Genomic DNA, 21,480 nt, shown 5'->3' with positions numbered 1-21,480 from the left:
AATGCCCAAATAAAGGAGCCAATATAAAAGCTTTAAAATCAACATTTGAGCGAATGAAACACCTAGATATAAATGAACTTATTAAATTTCATCTCGTCTTTGATGAGTTTGATTTAAAGCACTCATATTATGATGTTTTTGAAGCGATCGAGGCTGAAATTTTAAACAATTTCTTAGCCTTGATGCCAAAATTTTACTTCGAATCCGATACAAACGATGCTATAAAATCTGCCCTCATAAAACTCGCACGAAGCGATAGAAAAAAATTTAGCGTAAATAAAATTTTACCTCAAAGCCTAGCTAGCAAAGTCTACGCAAAGCTTTTTGAAAAGAATTTTTTACTGCTAGAAAAAAGTAGAGAAGTACTGCCAAAAAGATCAAAAAAACAAATGCTAAAAAAAGAAGAAAGGGGCTATAAAGTTGAGGATAAAATACATTTTAATAGCCATTTTTCAAGGTTTTGGTTTAGATTTATAGAGCCAAATTTAAGCTTGCTAAAAGCTGGTAAAAATGATGAAATTTTAGCCATTATAAAAAAGGAATTTGACGAATATGCAAGCCTTGGATTTGAAATTTTATGCGGTGAGCTAATGGCAAAAAAATTTATGATTAATGGCATATTTTTAAGTAGCTTTTGGAGCAGAAATATAGAGCTTGATATGCTATTAAATATAGGTGGCAAGATCATAGTCGGCGAGGCAAAATACAAAGAGAGAAAGGTTTGTAAAAATGTGCTAAATTTACTATTAAAAAAATGCGAAAAACTAAATATCAAGCCAGATATTATTGCTCTTTTTTCAAAGAGTGGATTTAGTAGCGAGCTAAGAAATCTAAAGGATGAAAGGCTAAGGCTTTATGAAATTAGCGATTTTGAGGAACTTTTAAAATGAACGAACACGATATCCAAGCTGGCTTAAAAAGCCTGATAGAGCAGACTTATCTAATAGAAAACGAATATAAAAATTTAACATCATCTTATGCAAACTTGCAAAATTTCATTAAAGATATTGTGGAGATTCTGCCAAATGCTATCTGGGTGTTAGATGAAAATGATGAGATCTTTTTACAAAACTCAGAAGCAGTAAGACTTGGTAAAATTTTTAAAGAGATACCAAAAAAAGAGGGCGAGATAAATATAGATGGGCAAATTTATCTTTTTAAAACAAGCTCTAAAGACAATAAACTAATAATCTCTGCAACAAACATAACAGTAGAAAAACGCACCGAGCGTCTTGCATCTATGGGTCAAGTAGCAGCTCACCTAGCCCACGAGATCAGAAATCCAGTAGGCTCTATCTCGCTTTTAGCTTCAACTCTACTTAAAAGAGCTGATGAGCGCACAAAGCCTATCGTAAATCAAATACAAAAAGCTACATGGCGAGTCGAACGTATAATCAAAGCTACACTACTTTTTACAAAAGGGCTTAATATAAATGCACAAATTTTTGACTTTTCGCAGCTTAAAAAAGAGTGCGAAGAGGCTATAAATTTTTACGACTATTCAAAGGATATTAAATTTAGCCTAGAATTTCCAGATGGCAAATATACGGGTGACCTTGATCTACTTGCCATCGTTTTTCAAAATATTTTATTTAATGCCATTGATGCCATCGAAGAGAGCGATGATGATGAAGGAGAGATCATTTTAAGCTACGAAAAAACACCGAGTGAGCATAAATTTATCATTTACGATAGTGGCGAGCCTATCAAAGACAAAGCCATAGTCTTTGAGCCTTTTAAAAGCAGCAAGCTAAAAGGAAACGGCCTTGGACTGCATCTTTGTTTGCAGATCATAGAGGCTCACAAAGGCAGTATCGAGATCACGCTAAATCCAAAAACATTTTGCATAAATTTACCAATAAAGGAGAAAGAATGAACATACAAAACGAACTTGAGGCTTTTAAAAAATCTCTTCAAACGCTTGATTTAAGAGAAATTTCAAACAATGGAGCAAAAAACGTTGCATTTATCTGTATTGATATGATAGAAGCATTTGCTGGCAGTGGTGCGCTCGCTAGTCAAAGAGTAGCCGCCTTATCAAAATGGATCGCGACACTTTTTGATAGAGCGTGGAAAGATTTTGGTTTTAGAAATTTTATACTTATAGAAGATAGACACACCAGTGATTCAAAAGAATTTGAGAATTTTCTGCCACATGCCATACTTGATACAAATGAGATAAAAACCGTAAAAGAGATAGAAAATCTAAGCTTTTTTAAAGAGTTCAAGACATTTTATAAAAACTCTTTAAGCATTGCGTTTAATAAAGAATTTGAGAAATTTTTAGAAGAGCATCCAGAGCTAGACACCTTTATAGTCACCGGAGATTGCACTGATATGTGCGTTTATCAGTGTGTTAGCTATCTTAAACTACGAGCCAATGAATACAATAAAAAAGCAAGAGTTATCGTGCCGTTTGATCTTACGCAAACATATGACATACCAGGACACAATGGTGATTTTTACCACGAGATGTTTTCTCTTCATATGAAGCTAGCACTTGGCGCTGATGTGGTAAAAAGTATTAAATTTTAAAGCTTGCTTGAAATATTTATGAGCCTATTTAGCTCGTCAAATTTAAAGCTAAGCTCGTATTTACTCGCTACGATCTCATTAGGACTTTCGCTAAATTTCATATCACAGCTTAGCAAAAGTCCTTTTATAAAGATTTTGTGATCTAGCTCGTAAGTGCTTAAACACTCATTTACTACGCCTAAAAGCTCACTTGCTAGCACTGGCTCTTCAAAGACCACATCTGATCTAAAAGCCACATACGCTGCTCCGCCCTCGTACTCTATCCTATAATAATTTTGCTCATCAAAAGCGGCGCAAAGAACCATACTAATCGTGTGACCATTAAAATTTTCATCTAGCTCAAATTGTGGCGTACTAAATGCACTAAGTCCAAATTTTTCGCCAAACTCACGTGCTTTATTTGCAAGCTCAAGTAACCGCTCATCAAAGCCATTTATATTTTCATAACCCCAAAGCCACGTATTTGACGAGAAGCTTTCAGAGCCGATAAACTGCATGTCAAACTCACGCTCATCAAAGTAAATTTTACCGCTATCAAAATCAACCTGCCAGTTGCTACCTTCAACAAGTAGTTTAAATGCACGTTTTTGAAGTAATGTTGCTTTACCAACACATGCACTAAAAAGCTCGCTCCAGTTACTTTTATCTACACCAAGCTTATCTAAAAACATCGCTTCTCCAGGCATTAGCAAGCTATTGCTTGAAGTGCTTTTTCTTTAAAGCTTTCATTTACAACAAATTTTGTCTTATAGACAAAAATTTGAGCCGTATTTTCATTTTTTATCTTAATAACAAGACGCTTATCATTGTTTGTGCCACTTTTTATATGTTCGTTATAGCCAAGATTATAAAGGTTAGTGATCTTATCTTTGCTAAGCTCACTAAGACATAAAAACACCTCTAGCTCAGCATACTCTCTTACTTTTTGAGGGGCGCTCGTCTCTTCATTTTTGCTAAATTTAGAGTTTTGTTTTAGCTTTCTTGTTTTAAAGTCTAAATTTTGTGCATCTTCTAGGCTATAAACCTCGTTTAAATTTGTCCTTACAAATTGATCGTCTTTTGTGATATTTATCCTAAAAGCATAAGGCAAGTCGCGTTTTGCTTCATCTTTTACTATATCTTCGATATTTCCAAGCTCTCTTTCAAAAACTGCGATCTCGATATTTCCGTGAAAATCAAGCACGTTTATAGTGCCCATTTTCTTGCCACTTTTGGTTATCCTTGTGCCAAAGTCTTCGATCTTGCCAACGACTAAAATTTCAGCGCTTTGCGGCAAGCTCTCAAATTCTGAGCTTAGAGTGTATTTTATCTTGTTGATCTCGTCTTTATAATCATCAAGCGGGTGGCCTGAGAGGTAGATACCAACGCTCTCTTGTTCAAATTTTAAAATTTGTTTGATGTCAAATTCATCATTTATCGTGACAAAATTTATCCTCACATCATTCATGCTCTCATCTTCGCCAAACAAGCTCTCAACTGCATTTTTATGGATCTGAGCAGCACTTTTGCAAGCTTCTATGATATTTTCTACATTTTGCATAAGCATCTTGCGACTAAAGCCAAACTCATCAAAGCAACCAGCTTTTATGAGGCTTTCAAAGACCTTTTTATTTACTTTGAATGGATCGATCCTTGAGACAAAGTCGTCCATACTCTTAAACTCGCCATTTGCTTCACGCTCAGTGATAATGTTTTCAATAGCCGCTCCACCAACGCCTTTAATCGCACCAAGCCCAAAGATAATGCCGTCATGATCGCCATTTTTAACAACGCTAAATTCTTTAGTTGATTTGTTGATAGATGGTGGCAAAGTATCTATATTTATGCGTTTTATCTCATCGATATAGCGAACGATCTTATCGACATTACTCTCTTCACTTGTAAGAAGTGCGGCCATAAATTCAGCCGGATAATAAGCCTTAAGATAAGCCGTCTGAAATGTGACGTAGGCGTAAGCTGCGGAGTGAGATTTATTAAAGCCATATCCTGCAAATTTTACAATTAGCTCGAAAAGATCGTCTGCTTTTTGTCCATTTAGCCCTTTTGCCTCAGCGCCTTTTACAAACTCACCCTTTAGTCTGTCCATCTCTTCTTTGATCTTTTTACCCATCGCACGGCGCACAAGATCCGCCCCGCCAAGGCTAAAGCCGCCTATGGCTTGAACGATTTGCATAACTTGCTCTTGATAGACGATAACGCCGTATGTTGGCGCAAGGATTGGCTCAAGCTCTTTAAATGAGTAGGTTATCTCGGCCTCGCCATGTTTTCTTTTGACAAAGTCATCAAGCATGCCACTTTCCATCGGTCCTGGGCGGTAGAGCGCTAGCATCGCGACGATATCCTCGAAGCAGTCTGGACGCAAGCTAGTTCCTAGCTTTCTCATGCCCTCACCCTCGATTTGGAAAATTCCTATCGCTTGGCCGCTTTGTATCATTTTATAAACATTAGAATCGTTTTTATCGATCTGCTCCCAAATGATATCCTTGCCAGTTCGTTGTTTTACCAGTTTTATGGCATTATCGATAACCGTTAGTGTTTTTAGTCCAAGAAAGTCAAATTTAATTAAATCCACATCCTCAAGATATTTAAGGCTATACTGCGTAACATAGCGATCTTCTGGGCTGTTTGGCTGACGAAATAGCGGAGTTTTATTCCACAGCTCCTCATTTGAGATAACGACACCTGCTGCGTGCTGACCAGCGTTTCTATTTAGCCCCTCAAGATCAAGTGCAAATTTCCAAATTTTAGCTGCCTTTGGATTTTGACTTATTAGCTCAGCTATCTTTGGCTCTTTTTCATAAGCATCTTTTAGCGTAATACCAAGTTCATCAGGTATTAGCTTTGCCATCGCATCGGCTTCGGCGTAAGGCATATCACAAACCCTAGCAACATCTCTAATGACACCTTTTGCAAGCAATTTACCAAATGTAATAACGCCAGCAACGTTAAATTTTCCATATTTTTGCGTAACATAGTCGATGATCTCGCCACGCCTACTTTGGCAAAAATCCACGTCTATATCTGGCATGCTGACACGCTCTGGGTTTAGAAACCTCTCAAAAAGTAGGTTGTATGGGATAGGATCAAGGTCGGTGATCTTTAGCGAGTAAGCGACCAAGCTACCAGCCGCAGAACCACGTCCTGGTCCAACTGGCACGCCTCTGCGCTTGGCTTCATTTATAAAGTCCCAAACGATCATCATATATCCTGGGAAATTCATCTTATTGATGATGCCAATCTCTATCTCAAGGCGCTTTCTATACTCTTCGTGTAAATTTTCAGGGACAAATTTCAGCCTCTCTTCAAGGCCTTTTCTGCACTCATGCTCGAAAAATACAGCGTCATTTTTGAAACTATATCTGTTTTCTGGCTCTGGGAGGGTCAAATTTCTCTCCTTGGCGCACTCAAGAGTAAATTTAAAATTTGGCGGAGTTGGGTTGCCAAGCTTGATCTCAAGGTTGCACTTATCCACGATCTCTTGGGTGTTTTCTATCACTTCAGGGATGTCTAAAAATAGCTCATTCATCTGCTCTTTGCTTTTGACAAAAAACTCATGGACGCTGTGACGAAGTCGGTTTGGATCGTCTAAGGTTTTGTTCATCGCGATGCACATGAAAACCTCGTGCGCAGCGGCTCTTTCTTTAAAAGTGTAGTGGGTGTCGTTTGTGGCGATGACCTTGATGCCAGTCTCTTTTGCGATACGCAAGATGTCATCGTCTATGCGCCTTTGATCGCCGATGCCGTGGCGCATGATCTCAAGGTAAAAGTCATCTCCAAAAATTTCTTTATACTCAAGCGCGACCTCTTTTGCCCTCTCGTAGCCTTTAGCGCCAAATTTAACGTTACGCTCGCTTAAATTTAGATGCCAGCTCACCTCGCCCTGCAAGCAAGCAGAGCTGCAAACTAGGCCCTCGCTATGCTCTTTCAAGATTTTTTTATTGATACGAGGATAGTAGTAAAAGCCCTCGATGTAGCTCATGGAGCTAAGATACATCAAATTTTTATAGCCAGTCTCGTTTTTGGCGATTAGGATGAGGTGAAAGCGCTGTTTGGTGCTCTTGTCATCGAGCTGCTCGCCGTTATGCACGTAAGCTTCGATGCCAATTAGCGGTTTTATCCCATTTTTTTTCATCTTTTTGTAAAAATCAATCGCGCCAAACATGTTGCCGTGATCTGTGATCGCTGCTGCCGTGTCGCCTCTGTCATGGAGCGTATGAGCTAGCTCTTCTATCTTGTTTGCTCCGTCTAGTAGGGAGTATTCGGTGTGTAAATGTAGGTGTGTAAAGCCAGAATTTTCACTCATTTTTTATCCTTTTTAATGAGCGGATTTTACAAAATTTTGGCTAATAAGGCGCTTGATGAAAGCTTAATGATAGCTTTAAAATTTAGAGATTTTTCAGTCTGTGGCAAGAACAAAGCGCGCTGTCATCTGACGCACTATGCTATTAAGGTCTTGTAAATTTTAAAATTTCATGAACAAGTAATTTCGGCTCTAAAATTTGAGTTAAGCGGTCAGTGAAGCCAAAATTTAGTAGTCAATTCTTGCGAGTGAACAAAAATTAGCAAATCAAAAAGATAAATTTAAAAGAATTAGATCGCGGACTAAGCCGCAATCCATTATAGATAAACTGGGATATTTGTATGTTCCAAGAAAAATCTTGAAGTGCCACCAAGCACCATTTCCATAAGACCATTTTCACCATATCTGCTAGCAACGATTAGATCAGCATTTCTATCAATAGCTGCTTTTAAAAGCGCTTCACCAGGTATCATCGTAGTAGCGATCACTTCAAAAGTGGCTGATATGCCATGAATTTTGAAGTACTCTTCAAGCTTTTTAAGATTTAGCTCTGCATTATCGCCAAGGCTTGCTTTTGAAGTGATGCACTGAACCTTTTTGGCGCTCTTTAAAAGATCGATCGCACCAGTTAGGGCTCTTGAGCTTTGAGTAGTGCCAGTCCAGCTTACAAGGATATTATCAGCTTTAAAATCACGCATCTTTCTAGGGATAACTATCGCATTTTTGCCACTTTTTAAAACAGCTGACTCAAATGTACCAGTGATCTTGCCATCAAGTGGCACCGCAGCTACGACTAGGTCGCAAAATTTACTCTCTTGCTCAACTATGGCGCTTCTTTTTCCATTATGGATCGTGAAATTTGCAGTGCAGACACCTTCGATGATCTCATCGCTCACTTTTATGCCAAGCTCAGCACAAATTTTATTAAAAAGCTTTTCATTCTCTTCGTGCTCAACCGCAAGCTCTGACTTGGCTGATTTTAAGAATTCTTCAAAAAGCACTCCACCACGAAGCGTCATTTTCATATTATAAACCACGCTTGGATCTAGTTGGCAAGTTAGTATCTCCATGTGAGCTTTAAACCATTGTGCAACCTTTAAGGCACCGTAAATTCTTGGTTCGATATCGTCCCCTGCTCCTATTGGAAAAAGCAACTTTTTGTATTTCATCATCTATCCTTTAAAAATTTATTCAACCAAAGAGAGCGAAATTTTATTTCCTTTTTGCTCGCTCACACACACTTTTACCTGATCGCCTACGTTTAATGGGCTCTTTATCTTTGAGATATGAAGCAAACCTTCAACTCCGTCTTTTAGCTCGATAAATACTCCAAAATCAACCACGCTTTTTACGCTTCCAATAAACTCATCTCCGATATTAAATGTCGGTTTTACACGGTCTTTGTCGTGTTTAAACGGCTTCTTGCCAAATGAACGTCCATTATCTCTTGAGGTTATAGAGATGATGTAGTCTTTTGCAGCATCAACATTTTTCTTGGCTCCGCCTGCAATTTTAACTTCACCTTTTTCCCTATCAAGATCGATTGAGACTTCAAATTTTTCTATAATCTCTTTTATAGTTTTTCCAGCTTGGCCGATGATATCTACGATCTTGTTTGGATCAACACTAAATAGCTCAAGCTTTGGAAGCACATCTTCATTTATTTCTATATTTTTATCCGCTTCTGCCATCAAAGATAAGATATGCTCTCTACCACGTTTTGCTTGATAAAGTGCCTCTTTTAGCACTTCTAAACTAATGCCACCAAGTTTAATGTCCATCTGAAGTGCTGTAATGCCATCACTTGTGCCTGCTACTTTAAAGTCCATATCGCCGTCATGATCTTCAAGCCCCATGATATCTGTTAGCACTGCGTGTTTATTGCCTTCAAATATTAATCCCATAGCAACACCTGCGACAAGTTTTAAAGTATTTACGCCAGCTGCTCTAAGTGCGAGCGAGCCACCACAAACGCTAGCCATCGAACTTGAGCCGTTGCTCTCTAAAATTTCTGAAACGACTCTTATTGTGTATGGTGATGCTAGATCAATGCTTGGCGCAAGGGCACGTTTGGCTAAATTTCCATGTCCAAGCTCGCGTCTACCAGGAGCTTTTAGTGGGCTTGCCTCACCTACGCTAAAGCCTGGAAAATTGTAGTTAAACATAAATTTCTCTACAAAAGGTACTTTTTCAGTGAGGATGTCATACATTTGAGCGTCGCTGTCAGTGCCAAGAGTAGTGACAACCAAAGCCTGCGTCTGTCCTCTTGTAAAGAGGCATGAGCCATGTGCATTTGGAAGCACATTTGTTTCGATACTAATAGGCCTAACCTCTTCAAGACCACGTCCATCAGCTCTAACACCCTCGTTTATGATCTGCTCTCTAACGATTTTCTTTTTATATTTGCCAAGGACATTTGTGATGACAGCCTCATCCCAGCCCTCTTTTTGAGCGACCTCATCGCTTGAAATTTGTTTCGCGATCTTGCTAAGTTCGCTCGCACGCTCGCTTTTTGCCATTTGATTGATCGCGTTTTTGACTTCAGCTTTATAAAATTTATCGATATAAATAGCGATATTTTCATTTTCTATCTCAGGTTTTAGCTCAAGCGCAGCGTCCTCTTTTTTATGCTCTTTGAAAGCTTCTTCGTAAGCGCTGCTAGCTCTTAGTATCGCCTTACCAGCAAAATCAATCGCTTCAACCATCATATCTTCGCTAAATTCATTCATTAGCTGTTTTTGAGCCATGCTGTCACTTAAGCTCGGATCTATCATCGGCTCAATCGCAACCATTGGGATAAGCTGCGTAGTTTGCTGAGGTAAGCTTCTCATCTCGATCATCAAAAGCTCATCTTTTGTGCCAGCCACGTATAGATCTATCGCACTTTGTTTTAGTTCAGAGTTGCTTGGGTTGATCACAAATTTTTCATCTATATAACCAACTCTAACGCCACAAACTGGGCGATTTACAGGGATGTCGCTAAGATACAACGCAACTGAAGCCGCATTTAGGCTCACAACTTGCAAATCAACCTCAGGATCAGCTGATAGCACCATTACAACGATTTGAGTTGGATATGCGTAACCTTTTGGAAAGAGCGGTCTAAGAGATCTATCGATGATGCGAGCTGTTAGCGTTTCAAAGTCGCCTGGCTTTGTCTCGCGCTTAACGTAACCACCTGGAATTTTACCAGCAGCGTAAGCTTTTTCGATGTACTGCACCGTTAGAGGTAAAAAATCCTCCTCAACTTGTGTGTCCTCTCTTGCAACAGTTGCTAAAACTACGGTATTTTTCACCCTTAAAAGTACCGCTCCGCTAGCTTGTTTTGCTACTTTATTAAGGTCAAAAATTTCAACCTGATTATTGACTTCTATACTATATTGCATTATTTTTATCTCCTTGTTGTTTTTGTAACGGCAAATAATAAGGGCTCTCTTCCAATATTGACATGATACGCTCACTCGTAGCTTCGATCTTTTTCTCGTAATACGAATCCACATCGATAAAATCTACAATCTTGTTTATCGTATAAATTTCATCGATCATATCATTTAAATTTGTAAAGACATCAGTAGCAATCACTGGCGTTGCGTATGAGATGGATTTTACCTTCACATCAAGCAACGTCTTTATGCAAATGAGTGCCGTCATACCAGTCTCGCACCCCTCATCGATTAGCAAAATATTTTTATCTTTTAGCTCTCCTATCAAATTTCCTTTTCGGTATTTATAAACATTTTTTAAAATTTTCTCTTCATATTTTCTATGTGCTTCGCCGTAAATATAGTCATAGCTTATATTAAAAGCTTTTATAAGTTTATCATTTAATACTATATCTTCTGTCTCGCTAACTATTGCAACGTCGCATTCGCTATTATTTGGCGCAGGTATTGGCTCGCTAAAGAGCATCTCGTAGCTTAAATTTAAACTTCTACAAACTGCATCTGTGAGTATAACTGACTCAAGCGACATACAAACAACTATCGTCTTTTTATCTACGAGCTCTTTTTTTGGCAAAATTTCAATTAGCTTGCTAGCTGCTTCTAATTGATCCTTAAATTTAGCCGTTATCATTTAGTTGGCACTCGATTTTGTACTGCTTTGTGAAAAGTCATAGTGCAAACCGCCCATTGGATAGAAATTTATCGTGAAATAGATACCATTTTTTCTAGTTGATGCTGAGCCATTTATTGTTGTTGTTGGCTCGACATCTTGTTGATAAATTATCCCGTAATTCCAGCATTTTCTTTGATGAAGTACACCAACTCTCCAGCTTTTTGTGTAACTTCGCTCAATATCATATTGCCAGCCGCCAATAAGGCTGTATTGATGAGGTAATTTTACTCCAAGACCACTTGTAAAATAGCTATCTTTTGTCGCACTATTTTTTATTTTGCTATCATTTTTCTTCATGGTATGAAGCATATTTAGCCAAAATAGATCATTTGTGTATGAAAATCCGCTTTGTACCTTTTTAAGCTCTTTACTCTTGTGTGAATACTCAAGCTTATTATAAAGGCTTAAATTTTCAAATGGATATAGATAGATAGCATTTTTTAAATTCGAATATTCATCTTCTTTTGTGTAATATCCTTGAGAAATACTATGTTTTATAATCTTTCTACCATTAGAGTTAAAGAAATACTGAGTCAGATAACCAGAAATTTCTTCCTTGCTCTGCCCTTGGGTCAAGAAATTTTCATACTCATTTAGATTTTTATCATAGATAAACTCATCATCTAAATTTCCTTTTCTATAGCCTGGCAGTAGGTATTCAGCTCCAAAATTTAAAGTGTGATAAAAGCTTTCATACGCTTTTGCAAGATCAGTGTGAATGGTAAATTTGTGGTAATTATTTACAAAATTTGTATGCTTATCTTCTCTTTTATCATCAAATGAATTTATCTTATTCTCGTAATTTATTCTTGAAGCGTATAGGTACTCGTAAAATGAAAACGTTAAACTATCATCAAGCAGTGGCACATGCACTGAAGCTGGAAGTGTAAATTCATACTGAGTCGCTCTAACGCCTATCTTTCTATCATATCTATGTGACTGAAGATCGAGTGAATATAAGATATTTGGCAAGACAATATCATCTGTAAATTTATGATACTGAAGCAATGGAAGCTCTTGAAGCGTATCTTTGTTCTCATTTTTTGAGCCAATTTTTTCAGTGTCTATGTAGTATTTTGCATAAGCACCAAAATAATGATCGTCATTTGCGATGAAGTAGTTAAATTTAGAAGTTACAAGCGAATCATAATCATCATCCCTGCCCTTTAAATTTAAATAATCTATATCATTTAGCTTCGTTGCGTCTATCCAAATTCCCTCTTGTAAATCCGCTTCACTAAGGTATCTTATAAGCTTATCTCTTTCGTATTTTAGTCCAATGCCTTTATGTGTTTTATTTTTTAGTTCGGCCTTATTTGAAGTCTCTCCTTTTTGCTTGGCTTGGTAGCTGTTTTTATCAGTAAATGACCCAAAGCTGATTTCGCCCCTTGAATCAGGCGACTCAGTAAATCTAAACGCACCATAAATTCCAGCACCTCTATTTGTTCTTATCTGCGGATCAAGCTCAAAGTCCCACTCATTATAAGGTGCAAAATAAATCGGCTGTTTGTAATAAAAACCTTCAGATTTTCCGTATCCAAGCTCAGGCGGCAAAAGACCTGTTCTTCTTGTGGTATCTGTTGAAAAACCAAAATATGGCAAATAAAAAACTGGCACATTAGCTATACGAAAGACTGGGTTAAAAAGATGTAAAAATTTGCTTTGTTTATTTAGCATAGCTGAGCTTGAGGTGATGCTCCAGTCAGGATCTTGGACATTACAGCTTGAAACCATCGCTTTTTTTACTCTATAGTACTCACTGTCAGAGCTGCTCTCATCGCTTCTCATCCATACTTCCATGTCTTTATTCATCATAAAAAGCGATTCAAAAGCAGTGTCATTATTTTTTAAATTTAGCTTTGCATAGTTTGAGCGAGAGACTTCGCTTTTGCCCTTCATCATATTGACATTTCCAAAGAGCTCGATAACCGAATTATTTTGATCATAAACTGCACAATCAGCTGTCACAAGGTAATCTTGTGAATATACAACGACGTTTTTGTTTGCCGTTACGATGCCTTTATCTTGCTTTACATCATCGGCCAAAAGCTGCACATCTTGCACAGCTGCACTTAGATTTAAAATACAAACCAGAACTAAAAATAAAATTTTACGCATTTATCACCACTGTTTTTGCTATTTTGTCTTGCCAAGTCTGCCTAGCTGGATTTGCAAATGCCCATGCAAAACCAAGATAAAAACAAGCTTCACTAACCAACCTAAAAATCACTCTTACCAAGCTTGAAATAAAATTTGGTCTATCTAAAATTTCTACATTAATGCACATCGTCTTTGTTAGCATTTGTCCAAGACTCGCACCATAATACCAAACAAAAAATGTATGATAAATAATCTTTAATGCGACTATTTGCCAAAAGAAATTTAAAGTCAAATTTCTGGCTTCATCATAACTCATAACTGACAAAAAGGCATCCCAGTAAATGATCAAAAACAAAAAAGAAACGATACATTCGTCAATTGAGTAAGCTAGCACTCTTTTTGAAAATGGCGCTAGCGAAATTTCTTCTTTTTCAAGTTTTTCAACTATCTGCATACTCATTTTAATGCCTGCCAGGCAATATCTTTTCTATAATGTGCTCCGTCAAATTTTACATTTTCGCAAAGCTCATAAGCTCTATCACGTGCCTCTTTTATGCTCTTCGCAGTGGCCACACAGACTAATACTCTACCACCATCTGCATAAATTTCTCCGCCTTGCTCGCTAACACCAGCATAAGCAATGTGAGCATCTTTTACATTATTTAAAACTGAAATTTTAGCTTTTGGGCTGCTTTTATACGGATAGTCCTTACTAGCCATCACAATGCCAACTGCAAATTCATCTTTTAAGCTAATAGGCTTTAGCTCGCCCTTTGCAGCATTTAGTAAAATTTCGCTTAGATTTCCGTCAATTAATGGCATCAAGACCTCGCACTCAGGATCGCCAAATCTCACGTTAAACTCAAGCACATAAGGCTCATTTTTTACGATCATAAGTCCTACAAAAAGCACTCCACAAAACGGACTGGCCTCGTTTTTCATCCCTTTTAAAGTTGGCTTTACAACCTCTTCTTCGACCCTTTTTATCAGCTCTTTTGAAGCAAGCGGACTTGGGGCATAAGCGCCCATACCGCCAGTATTTGGACCTTCGTCATTATCAAGCAGACGTTTATGATCTTGAGCCACTGGCAAACTTACAAAATTTTCGCCGTCGCAAATAGCAAAAAAACTTAGCTCAAAGCCGTTTAAAAACTCTTCAACCACCACAAATTTACCAGCCTCGCCAAAGCTAGCTCCGCTTAGCATGTCACTAACTGCCTCTTTGGCCTCATCTTTAGAATTTGCGATTATAACGCCTTTGCCAGCGCAAAGTCCATCAGCCTTTACAACCATCGGAGCGCTTAAGGTATCAATAAATTTAAATGCTTTTTCTTTATCATCTGTGTTTAAATATCTTGCAGTTTTTATATTATTTCTAGCTAAAAAGTCCTTCATATAGGCCTTGCTAGCTTCAAGTCTAGCAGCTGCTTTGCTTGGTCCAAATATAAGCAAACCCTCTTTTTTAAAGATATCCACTACGCCTTCACTAAGCGGCGCTTCAGGTCCCACGATCGTTAGAGCTATCTCGTTTTTCTTGGCAAATTTAGCTAGTTCACGAAAATCTTTTATGTCTAAATTCTCACCAAGACGTGAAGTAGCACCATTTCCGGGTGCAAAGTATAAATTTATATCATTTTTTTCACTTTTTAGCTTAAGAGCGATGGCGTATTCGCGGCCGCCACTTCCTATTATGAGAATATTCATTTCATCTCCGTAAATTTAAAAACCCGAGTGGGCGTCGCATAGAAGAGTGGCCCATAAACAAAGCCAATCTTGCAAATAGATGGATACCAAACGGTTGCAACTTCTCGCCTTTTCAGACTCAAACGAAGCCACATCACAAGGCACCCATACCTTTTCGCTAACAAAAAAGTGTTGGACCCCGTAAAATGCTGACTCGCTTCACTCAGGCAATAAAATTATATAAATTCTTTGCTTAAAGTAATGTTTTGGCAAGCGCGATACAAGCGTTTATATCTTGACTTTGGCTCACTATTGGCTCGGTAAATTTTAGCTCTTTTGCAGTGACCTTTCCAATGCTTATCGCTTGATAGCTCTCATCCCAGCCAAAATTACTAAGAAAATTTTTAACATTTAGTGGAGAAGCAAAGATCAAGATACTCTTTTTTGGTGGTTTTAGCTCTATTTTACAAGGGTTTAAAACGTTTTGATAAGCGATAATTACTTTTATATTTACTCCGCCATTTTGCAAAATTTCTAAGAAATTTGAAGCGCTATCTCTACCTTTTAGATAAAGAACTTTTTTACCTTTTAAAAGTGGCAAAATTTCTCTTGCAAAGTCGTCTCCGTGAGCGTTTTGTCCAGTATAAATTTCACTAAATCCAAACTCTCTTGCGGCTGACGCACAACTATTTGCGATGGCAAAGACTGGCAAATTTATAGCTTTTATATTGTTAAATTTTAATGCATTAAAAGCATTTTTAGAAGTAGCTACCAGCACATCATATTCACTTAAATTTAGTTCAAATTTTAAAAACTCGATCTTGCTAACGTTTAAATTTACAACGCTCTCATCAGCAGTTTTTGTATTTGAAATAAGATAAATTTTACGCAACTCTTTTTAACCTAAAAAATAATATCAAAGCAAGTAATGTGCAGGCTAAAATAACAATAGAAGTCGAATAAAATATATCACCAAGCCCAACTAGCGGAGAGACGACGCCACCTAAGAAAAATGGACAAAATCCAAGTATCGCTGAGGCTGAACCTGCATATTCTCTGCCTTCGTTCATAGCTAGCGATGAAGCAGTTGGCAAGACAAATCCTGTAAAAAGAAGCAATAAGAAAAATGCGATAATGACGCCGATCACTTCAAATTTAAAGCAAAGCATGAAAGCAATAAAAACACTAGCAAACAAGGTGCCGAAAAGCCCGGTTTTGAGCGCTTTTCTCTCATTTAAAAGACTAGCAAGTCTTGCTCCTATAACAAGCCCTAAACCATTTGAAGCAAAGCAAAAGCTATAGCTTACTGGGCTTAGAGAATAAAATTCTTGAAAGATAAACGAAGATGCCGCGATATAAGCAAACATCGCACCCATCGCAAATGTCTGAATGCTTACAAAAAGCATAAATTTTTTCTTTCTTAAAATTTTGCCAAAAACACTATAAGTCACTAGCAAAGGCATTTTTAAGCGATTTGACTGACTTAAGCTCTCTTTGAAATAAAAATTTGCGATAAAAAGCAAAATACCAATGATAGTAAGTGCCATAAAAATACCACGCCAGTCGGTAAATTTAAGCAGTAAACTACCACCAATTGGCGATAGTATCGGAGCAAGACCATTTACGACCATCATAAGGCTAAAAAATTTAGTCATTTCATGACCCTTATAAAGATCACTAACAACAGCCCTTGAAATAACCAAACTACCTGCACTTGCAAGCCCTTGAATAATTCTCATAAAGATAAAAAACTGGATATTTTGCGAGAAAAATATAAAAACAGTGCTTATCGTATAGACGACGAGCGAGATGGTAAGGGGCAATTTTCGGCCAAATTTATCACTTATTGGGCCAACTATGAGCTGACCTATGGCTAAGCCTGCCATCGAGGTCGTAAGCGTTAGCTGAGCTGCTGAAACGCTTGTGCTAAACCACTCGGTTATGGCTGGAAGTGCTGGCAAGTAAAGATCTGTGACAAATGGTCCAAAAGCAGAGAGAGCACCTAAAAATAGCAATAAAAATAGTTTGGAATTTTCTTTTTTCATAACTCTTATTTAAATTTTTAAAGAGATTATATTATGACTTTACTTTTTGCTTTATTAAGTATAAATTTGCTACTGTTGTTATAAAAAGCCCTAAAAATAGGGCTTGGTATTACATTTTGTCTTTGGTGACGATTAAGAGCATTTTAAATTTATCTTTTATCTTTAATCCATGTGGTATTTTGCCTGGTAGCACGATAGTATCACCTTTTTTGATATCAAAATGTTCATCACCAATAGTTAGCTTCATCTCACCATCAAGTGCGATAAGTAGTGCATCGCCTGGAGCTGCGTGAGTTGAGAGCTCTTGGTCTGTGTCAAAACTAAGTAATGACATTGAGCCGTTTTCGTTCTTTACGAGCGTTTTGCTCACGATTTTGCCTTTTTCGTATTCCACTGCATCAACTAAGCTAAAAATAGCTGCCTTAGGTAAATGATCTATCATTAAATCCTCCTTAAAATCAATTGAAATATATTTCGTTGGTTCGTTAAAAACTAGCTTGCGCCACACTTTTTTCTCTATCAGGCAAGCTTGCTCGCTACCTATATGCATCTGCTTTTCGCCGTAGTATAGGCTAGCACCGCCTTCTACAACCCATGCGAGGCTGTCGCAAAACAGCATCTCATGATCTAGCTCCTCGCCCGTATCAAAAGCAAATACATCGACATGAGCATTCTCGCAATCAAAAATTCTCTTGCTAACGACGCTTTTTGCGACGACTTTCGTGTCGGCGTTTAGATTGTAAATTTTACTCATTTTTCTTCCTTTCGTAAATTTTACACATCATTGTAGTGAAAATTTTTGGATGATTTATTGATAAGGATTATCTATTTTTATAAATATTAAATGTAAAAACCTATTATTTTTATACACAAACTTCACAAAACATCTTACCAAATTCAGTTAATTTAAAAACACTCTTTTTATCAACAATTTTATATTTGTTATTATTGTTAGTAGGTACTGGGAAATTACTATTACTACGTAATTCGATATACGGTTCATCTATAATAAAATATTCATCATATAGAGTTTCTACTAACCCTAGTCTGCATAAATTGTTTAAATATTCTGGAAACTTATTCGGGTAAAAACAATTGGCTTTATAACACAAATCACTAAAATAAGGTGTCGCATCTATTTCTCCACCACTATCATCATTTAGTTGGAATTTAAGTTTAAGCATAGGAAGCATAAAATTATCTTTTAAATATTTGATCATTTTGCACTCATCAGATGATAACTGTTTAATGATCTCAATAAAAGCAGGATGTTCATTGATATTATTACTATCCATGGAAGCTCCCAATAAATTTATAAACATTTCTTGAAGTTCAGGCTTATGGCGGCTATACCTCATGGTTTCAATTATCGGTACTGCTATTGAAGGGTCTGGCGTAGAAATTTCTTCTTCTTTTATATTTTTTTTATTGAAATATTCGCTAACCTTTTCTTCTATATATAGACTAATTTGATCATAGCTCCATATCATAACCGATAAAGGAGAAAGTGCTATTTTTGTAGCACCCTTTAATTTGTCTCCAACTACACTGGCTGCAGGATGAAATACATCATCATAAATTTTAGTAATTACCTCTTGCCTTGTTGCTTCCGCCACAAAATCATCCTCTATTGACATAATTGACTATCCTAAAATATTTTAAGTATTTTTTACTCCCACTCTATCGTTGCTGGCGGTTTACTCGAGATATCGTAAACTACGCGGTTTATGCCGTTTACCTCGTTTATAATGCGGCGACTTACATTTTCAAGTAAATCATAAGGGAGTCTTGAAAAGCTCGCAGTCATGCCATCGCTCGCATCAACCACACGTACGCAAACAGCATTTTCGTAAGTGCGGTTATCACCCATAACGCCAACAGAATTTACATTTAAAAGCACGCAGAATGCCTGCCAAGTTTTGTTGTACCAGCCAGTACTCTTTAGCTCATCACGCAAGATCACATCGGCTTTGCGAAGTAGCTCTAGGCTTGGTTTATTTACTTCGCCCATGATGCGGATAGCAAGGCCCGGTCCCGGGAAAGGATGACGGAATACTAGATCACGGCTTAGTCCAAGCTCAAGACCAAGCTTTCTAACCTCATCTTTAAAAATTTCTCTTAGCGGCTCTATTAGCTCAAATGTCATCCAATCAGGCAAACCACCAACGTTGTGGTGGCTCTTTATCGTCTTACTTGAGCCAACTACTGAGCTTTCGATGATATCAGTATAAAGAGTGCCTTGAGCTAGAAATTTCACATCACCATGCTTTTTGGCCTCTTGCTCAAAAATTTCTATAAAGGTCTCACCTATGATCTTGCGTTTTTTCTCAGGATCTATCACACCAGCTAAGCGGCCAAGGAAGATCTCGCTCGCGTCTATGCTAACTAGCTCAACGCCAAGCTTTGTTCTAAATGTAGCTTCAACTTGCTCTCTTTCGTTTGTTCTAAGAAGTCCGTTATCAACAAAGACAAGGATCAAATTTTCAGGCACAGCAGCCGCTAAAAGTGCCGCAGTCACGGAGCTATCCACGCCACCGCTAACTGCACAAAGCACCTTGTGAGTGCCTACTGTTTTTCTTATCTCTTCTATCTTATTTTTAGCAAAGCTTCCCATGTTCCATGTGCTCTCGCAACCGCAGATATATTTAGCAAAATTCTTTAAAATTTGCGTGCCATACTCGCTGTGTTGCACCTCTGCGTGAAACTGGATCGCATAAAATTTACGTTTATCATCGCCAAAAGCACAATAAGGCGAATTCTCACTAACAGCGATCACCTCAAAGCCCTCTGGCAAGTCCTTTACATAGTCACTATGACTCATCCATACGATTTGTTTTGAAGGTGTATCTTTAAATAGCTCATGCTCTTTAATAACGTTAAGCTCTGCCTTGCCATACTCTTTTTGATCAGCCGCTAAAACCTCAGCCCCATGCGTGTGAGCAAGTAGTTGCATGCCGTAGCAAACGCCAAGTATAGGGATGTTTAACTCAAAGACGCCGTTATCGCAAAAATAAGCATCTTTAGCATAAACACTAGCTGGACCGCCACTTAAAATGATACCTTTTGGCTCTTTCGCCTTTATCTCACTAAGCTTTGCATTAAATGGCAAAATTTCAGTGTAGACGCCCTCTTCTCTTAGCCTTCTAGCTATTAGCTGAGTGTATTGCGAACCAAAATCCAAAACTATAATCGTATTGTTCATTTATAACCTTTTAAAAATAGATATGAAAAATTTCAAACTGCACATACCAAACAATGATTGATACGATATATCCTAGAACCACCATCCAAGCGTATTTCATATGTGCGCCAAAGGTATAAATTCCTTTTAATTTACCCATTACTCCAACACCAGCTGCTGAACCAAAGCTGATCATCGAACCGCCGATACCAGCAGTTAGTGTCACTAGTAGCCACTGACTCATTGCCTCGCCTGCATCAGCTCCCATTGCTGGATTTGCTTTCAAAACAGCTGACATAACTGGAACGTTATCAACGATTGCTGAAAGGAAACCAACGCCAATATTTACAGCAGTTGAGCCAAATTTATCATAAAGTGATACAGCGTAATTTAAAAATCCAGCAAAATGAAGAGCGCCAACTGCAGCTAAAATTCCAAAGAAGAAAAATAGTGTGTTGTTTTCGATTTTTGACATATAGTGAAATACATGCATTGGCTCTTCATTTTTGTGAGCTTTTTTGAAATAGTAAGTGTAAAGACTAAGCAGCGAGAAGCCAAACATCATTCCCCACATCGCTGGTAAGTGAAAAAGCTGGTGCATCATAACTGCACAAAAGATAGTAAATGCGCCTATTGTAATAACTGCTTTGCCACCTTTTTTGATAACAACTTTTGGCTCGTTTGCCACATCAAAATGCGGTGCAGTACTTGGCACTACGCGAGAAAGTAAAAATGCTGTTACAAGCCAGCCAATAATAGATGCTGGGAAAAGTGCGAAAAAGTCTAGAAATGGTGACTTACCTGCTGCCCAAACCATAAGCGTAGTGATATCGCCAAATGGACTCCATGCTCCACCTGCATTTGCTGCTACGACGATATTTATCGCACCAGCTACTAGGAAATTTGTATTATTTCTATCTATTGTTAGAAGAACGGTTGAAAGAATAAGTGCTGTTGTTAGGTTATCAGCCACTGGGCTTATGAAAAATGCCAAAACACCAGTTAGCCAAAATAGTTTTCTATAAGTATAGCCTTTTGATACAAGATTATATTTAAGTGCATTAAATACGTCTCTTTCGATAAGTGCTTCGATAAATGTCATCGCCACCATCAAGAAAAATACGATCTGAGCGATCTCTAAAATCAGGTGATTTACCTCATGTTCAAGCGAATGCACATCCATGCCATTTATAAGCATATAAACGCCGATAAGCAGGAACATAAACGTACCGATAAAGATAGCAGGTTTTGCTTTGTCGATATGAAAATTTTCTTCTGCTGCTATGAAAAAATATCCAACAACAAAAATTATAAGCGATAAAATTCCTGCCCACGTAGTAGTTAAGTCAATAGCTGCGGTTTCTCCATCAGCACCAAAAGCCATCGCGAAAAACAAGCCTAGAAGTCCAAAAAACCTCATTATACTCTCCTTGTAGAATAAAAAATCTTGGTATATTACTTAAATGAGCCTAAAAATTAGGTTAGTTAAAATTATTAAGCTTACATTACATTTTTATTTA

At 37.7% G+C, this 21,480-nt stretch carries 17 protein-coding genes; 3 read left to right on the top strand and 14 right to left on the bottom strand.

Annotation, left to right across the window (positions count from 1 at the left end; translation table 11 throughout):
- The first annotated feature begins 53 nt into the window (after positions 1 to 53).
- From F3G66_RS06580 to F3G66_RS06570, 3 genes are read left to right on the top strand one after another with little or no spacing between them, the layout of a single operon-like run.
- On the top strand, positions 54 to 890 hold the full coding sequence (locus F3G66_RS06580; protein ID WP_149707550.1) for a DUF234 domain-containing protein: 837 nt from the start codon (positions 54 to 56) through the stop codon (positions 888 to 890).
- Positions 887 to 1,876 carry a sensor histidine kinase gene (locus F3G66_RS06575; protein WP_149707549.1) on the top strand — a complete coding sequence of 330 codons (990 nt, stop codon included), beginning with the start codon at positions 887 to 889 and terminating at the stop codon, positions 1,874 to 1,876. The genes F3G66_RS06580 and F3G66_RS06575 overlap by 4 nt, the downstream gene beginning before the upstream one ends.
- Complete coding sequence (locus F3G66_RS06570; RefSeq protein WP_149707548.1) at positions 1,873 to 2,535, top strand: cysteine hydrolase family protein; 663 nt, start codon at positions 1,873 to 1,875, stop codon at positions 2,533 to 2,535. The genes F3G66_RS06575 and F3G66_RS06570 overlap by 4 nt, the downstream gene beginning before the upstream one ends.
- On the opposite strand, the gene F3G66_RS06565 is transcribed toward F3G66_RS06570, so the two are convergent.
- From F3G66_RS06565 to nhaD, 14 genes are all read right to left on the bottom strand, one after another.
- Positions 2,532 to 3,206 (bottom strand): DUF6882 domain-containing protein, encoded by a 675-nt coding sequence (locus F3G66_RS06565; RefSeq protein ID WP_188115838.1) that lies wholly within the window; start codon positions 3,204 to 3,206, stop codon positions 2,532 to 2,534. The genes F3G66_RS06570 and F3G66_RS06565 overlap by 4 nt on opposite strands.
- Positions 3,207 to 3,220: 14 nt before the next feature.
- Positions 3,221 to 6,838, bottom strand: coding sequence for a DNA polymerase III subunit alpha (dnaE, locus tag F3G66_RS06560; RefSeq protein ID WP_149707547.1), 3,618 nt, complete (start codon positions 6,836 to 6,838; stop codon positions 3,221 to 3,223).
- A 314-nt stretch (positions 6,839 to 7,152) separates the two neighbouring features.
- Complete coding sequence (locus F3G66_RS06550) at positions 7,153 to 8,004, bottom strand: universal stress protein (RefSeq protein WP_149707545.1); 852 nt, start codon at positions 8,002 to 8,004, stop codon at positions 7,153 to 7,155.
- Positions 8,005 to 8,022: 18 nt separating this feature from the next.
- The gene (locus F3G66_RS06545) at positions 8,023 to 10,221 is read right to left on the bottom strand and encodes a polyribonucleotide nucleotidyltransferase (protein ID WP_149707544.1); all 2,199 of its coding nucleotides are present in this window, start codon (positions 10,219 to 10,221) and stop codon (positions 8,023 to 8,025) included.
- The gene (locus F3G66_RS06540) at positions 10,211 to 10,909 is read right to left on the bottom strand and encodes a sodium:proton antiporter (protein ID WP_149707543.1); all 699 of its coding nucleotides are present in this window, start codon (positions 10,907 to 10,909) and stop codon (positions 10,211 to 10,213) included. Before F3G66_RS06540 ends, F3G66_RS06545 begins: the two co-directional genes overlap by 11 nt.
- Positions 10,910 to 13,069 carry an LPS-assembly protein LptD gene (locus F3G66_RS06535; protein ID WP_149707542.1) on the bottom strand — a complete coding sequence of 720 codons (2,160 nt, stop codon included), beginning with the start codon at positions 13,067 to 13,069 and terminating at the stop codon, positions 10,910 to 10,912.
- Positions 13,062 to 13,511 carry an RDD family protein gene (locus tag F3G66_RS06530; RefSeq protein ID WP_149707541.1) on the bottom strand — a complete coding sequence of 150 codons (450 nt, stop codon included), beginning with the start codon at positions 13,509 to 13,511 and terminating at the stop codon, positions 13,062 to 13,064. Before F3G66_RS06530 ends, F3G66_RS06535 begins: the two co-directional genes overlap by 8 nt.
- Positions 13,508 to 14,755: a phosphoribosylamine--glycine ligase gene (purD, locus tag F3G66_RS06525; RefSeq protein ID WP_149707540.1), complete on the bottom strand. Its 1,248-nt coding sequence runs from the start codon at positions 14,753 to 14,755 to the stop codon at positions 13,508 to 13,510. The genes F3G66_RS06530 and purD overlap by 4 nt, the downstream gene beginning before the upstream one ends.
- 232 nt (positions 14,756 to 14,987) lie before the next feature.
- Positions 14,988 to 15,626, bottom strand: a complete 639-nt coding sequence (locus F3G66_RS06520; RefSeq protein ID WP_149707539.1) for a uroporphyrinogen-III synthase — start codon at positions 15,624 to 15,626, stop codon at positions 14,988 to 14,990.
- Positions 15,619 to 16,779, bottom strand: a complete 1,161-nt coding sequence (locus F3G66_RS06515) for a multidrug effflux MFS transporter (protein WP_149707538.1) — start codon at positions 16,777 to 16,779, stop codon at positions 15,619 to 15,621. The genes F3G66_RS06520 and F3G66_RS06515 overlap by 8 nt, the downstream gene beginning before the upstream one ends.
- A gap of 109 nt (positions 16,780 to 16,888) precedes the next feature.
- A complete protein-coding gene (locus tag F3G66_RS06510; protein WP_085658171.1) occupies positions 16,889 to 17,533 on the bottom strand; it encodes a cupin domain-containing protein in 645 nt (214 codons plus the stop codon).
- Between the two features lie 109 nt (positions 17,534 to 17,642).
- On the bottom strand, positions 17,643 to 18,416 hold the full coding sequence (locus F3G66_RS06505; RefSeq protein ID WP_149707537.1) for a DUF4393 domain-containing protein: 774 nt from the start codon (positions 18,414 to 18,416) through the stop codon (positions 17,643 to 17,645).
- Positions 18,417 to 18,448: 32 nt separating this feature from the next.
- Positions 18,449 to 19,981 carry a glutamine-hydrolyzing GMP synthase gene (guaA, locus tag F3G66_RS06500; protein ID WP_149707536.1) on the bottom strand — a complete coding sequence of 511 codons (1,533 nt, stop codon included), beginning with the start codon at positions 19,979 to 19,981 and terminating at the stop codon, positions 18,449 to 18,451.
- Between the two features lie 10 nt (positions 19,982 to 19,991).
- Entirely contained in the window at positions 19,992 to 21,380 is a 1,389-nt protein-coding gene (nhaD, locus tag F3G66_RS06495) for a sodium:proton antiporter NhaD (RefSeq protein ID WP_149707535.1), read from the bottom strand.
- Between the last annotated feature and the right edge of the window lie 100 nt (positions 21,381 to 21,480).

The sequence above is a fragment of the Campylobacter concisus genome (assembly GCF_902460665.1).
Classification (GTDB): Bacteria; Campylobacterota; Campylobacteria; order Campylobacterales; family Campylobacteraceae; genus Campylobacter_A; species Campylobacter_A concisus_AL.
The sequence above is the reverse complement of the archived record's forward strand: the minus strand, read 5'-3'. Positions and strand labels throughout refer to the sequence as shown.

What these genes read in the sequence shown, in the direction of transcription:
- F3G66_RS06580 (WP_149707550.1), top strand. Translation starts at nt 54, where the DNA reads ATGAAACACCTAGATATAAATGAACTTATTAAATTTCATCTCGTCTTT.
- F3G66_RS06575 (WP_149707549.1), top strand. Translation starts at nt 887, where the DNA reads ATGAACGAACACGATATCCAAGCTGGCTTAAAAAGCCTGATAGAGCAG.
- F3G66_RS06570 (WP_149707548.1), top strand. Translation starts at nt 1,873, where the DNA reads ATGAACATACAAAACGAACTTGAGGCTTTTAAAAAATCTCTTCAAACG.
- F3G66_RS06565 (WP_188115838.1), bottom strand. Translation starts at nt 3,206, where the DNA reads ATGTTTTTAGATAAGCTTGGTGTAGATAAAAGTAACTGGAGCGAGCTT.
- dnaE (WP_149707547.1), bottom strand. Translation starts at nt 6,838, where the DNA reads ATGAGTGAAAATTCTGGCTTTACACACCTACATTTACACACCGAATAC.
- F3G66_RS06550 (WP_149707545.1), bottom strand. Translation starts at nt 8,004, where the DNA reads ATGAAATACAAAAAGTTGCTTTTTCCAATAGGAGCAGGGGACGATATC.
- F3G66_RS06545 (WP_149707544.1), bottom strand. Translation starts at nt 10,221, where the DNA reads ATGCAATATAGTATAGAAGTCAATAATCAGGTTGAAATTTTTGACCTT.
- F3G66_RS06540 (WP_149707543.1), bottom strand. Translation starts at nt 10,909, where the DNA reads ATGATAACGGCTAAATTTAAGGATCAATTAGAAGCAGCTAGCAAGCTA.
- F3G66_RS06535 (WP_149707542.1), bottom strand. Translation starts at nt 13,069, where the DNA reads ATGCGTAAAATTTTATTTTTAGTTCTGGTTTGTATTTTAAATCTAAGT.
- F3G66_RS06530 (WP_149707541.1), bottom strand. Translation starts at nt 13,511, where the DNA reads ATGAGTATGCAGATAGTTGAAAAACTTGAAAAAGAAGAAATTTCGCTA.
- purD (WP_149707540.1), bottom strand. Translation starts at nt 14,755, where the DNA reads ATGAATATTCTCATAATAGGAAGTGGCGGCCGCGAATACGCCATCGCT.
- F3G66_RS06515 (WP_149707538.1), bottom strand. Translation starts at nt 16,779, where the DNA reads ATGAAAAAAGAAAATTCCAAACTATTTTTATTGCTATTTTTAGGTGCT.
- F3G66_RS06510 (WP_085658171.1), bottom strand. Translation starts at nt 17,533, where the DNA reads ATGAGTAAAATTTACAATCTAAACGCCGACACGAAAGTCGTCGCAAAA.
- F3G66_RS06505 (WP_149707537.1), bottom strand. Translation starts at nt 18,416, where the DNA reads ATGTCAATAGAGGATGATTTTGTGGCGGAAGCAACAAGGCAAGAGGTA.
- guaA (WP_149707536.1), bottom strand. Translation starts at nt 19,981, where the DNA reads ATGAACAATACGATTATAGTTTTGGATTTTGGTTCGCAATACACTCAG.
- nhaD (WP_149707535.1), bottom strand. Translation starts at nt 21,380, where the DNA reads ATGAGGTTTTTTGGACTTCTAGGCTTGTTTTTCGCGATGGCTTTTGGT.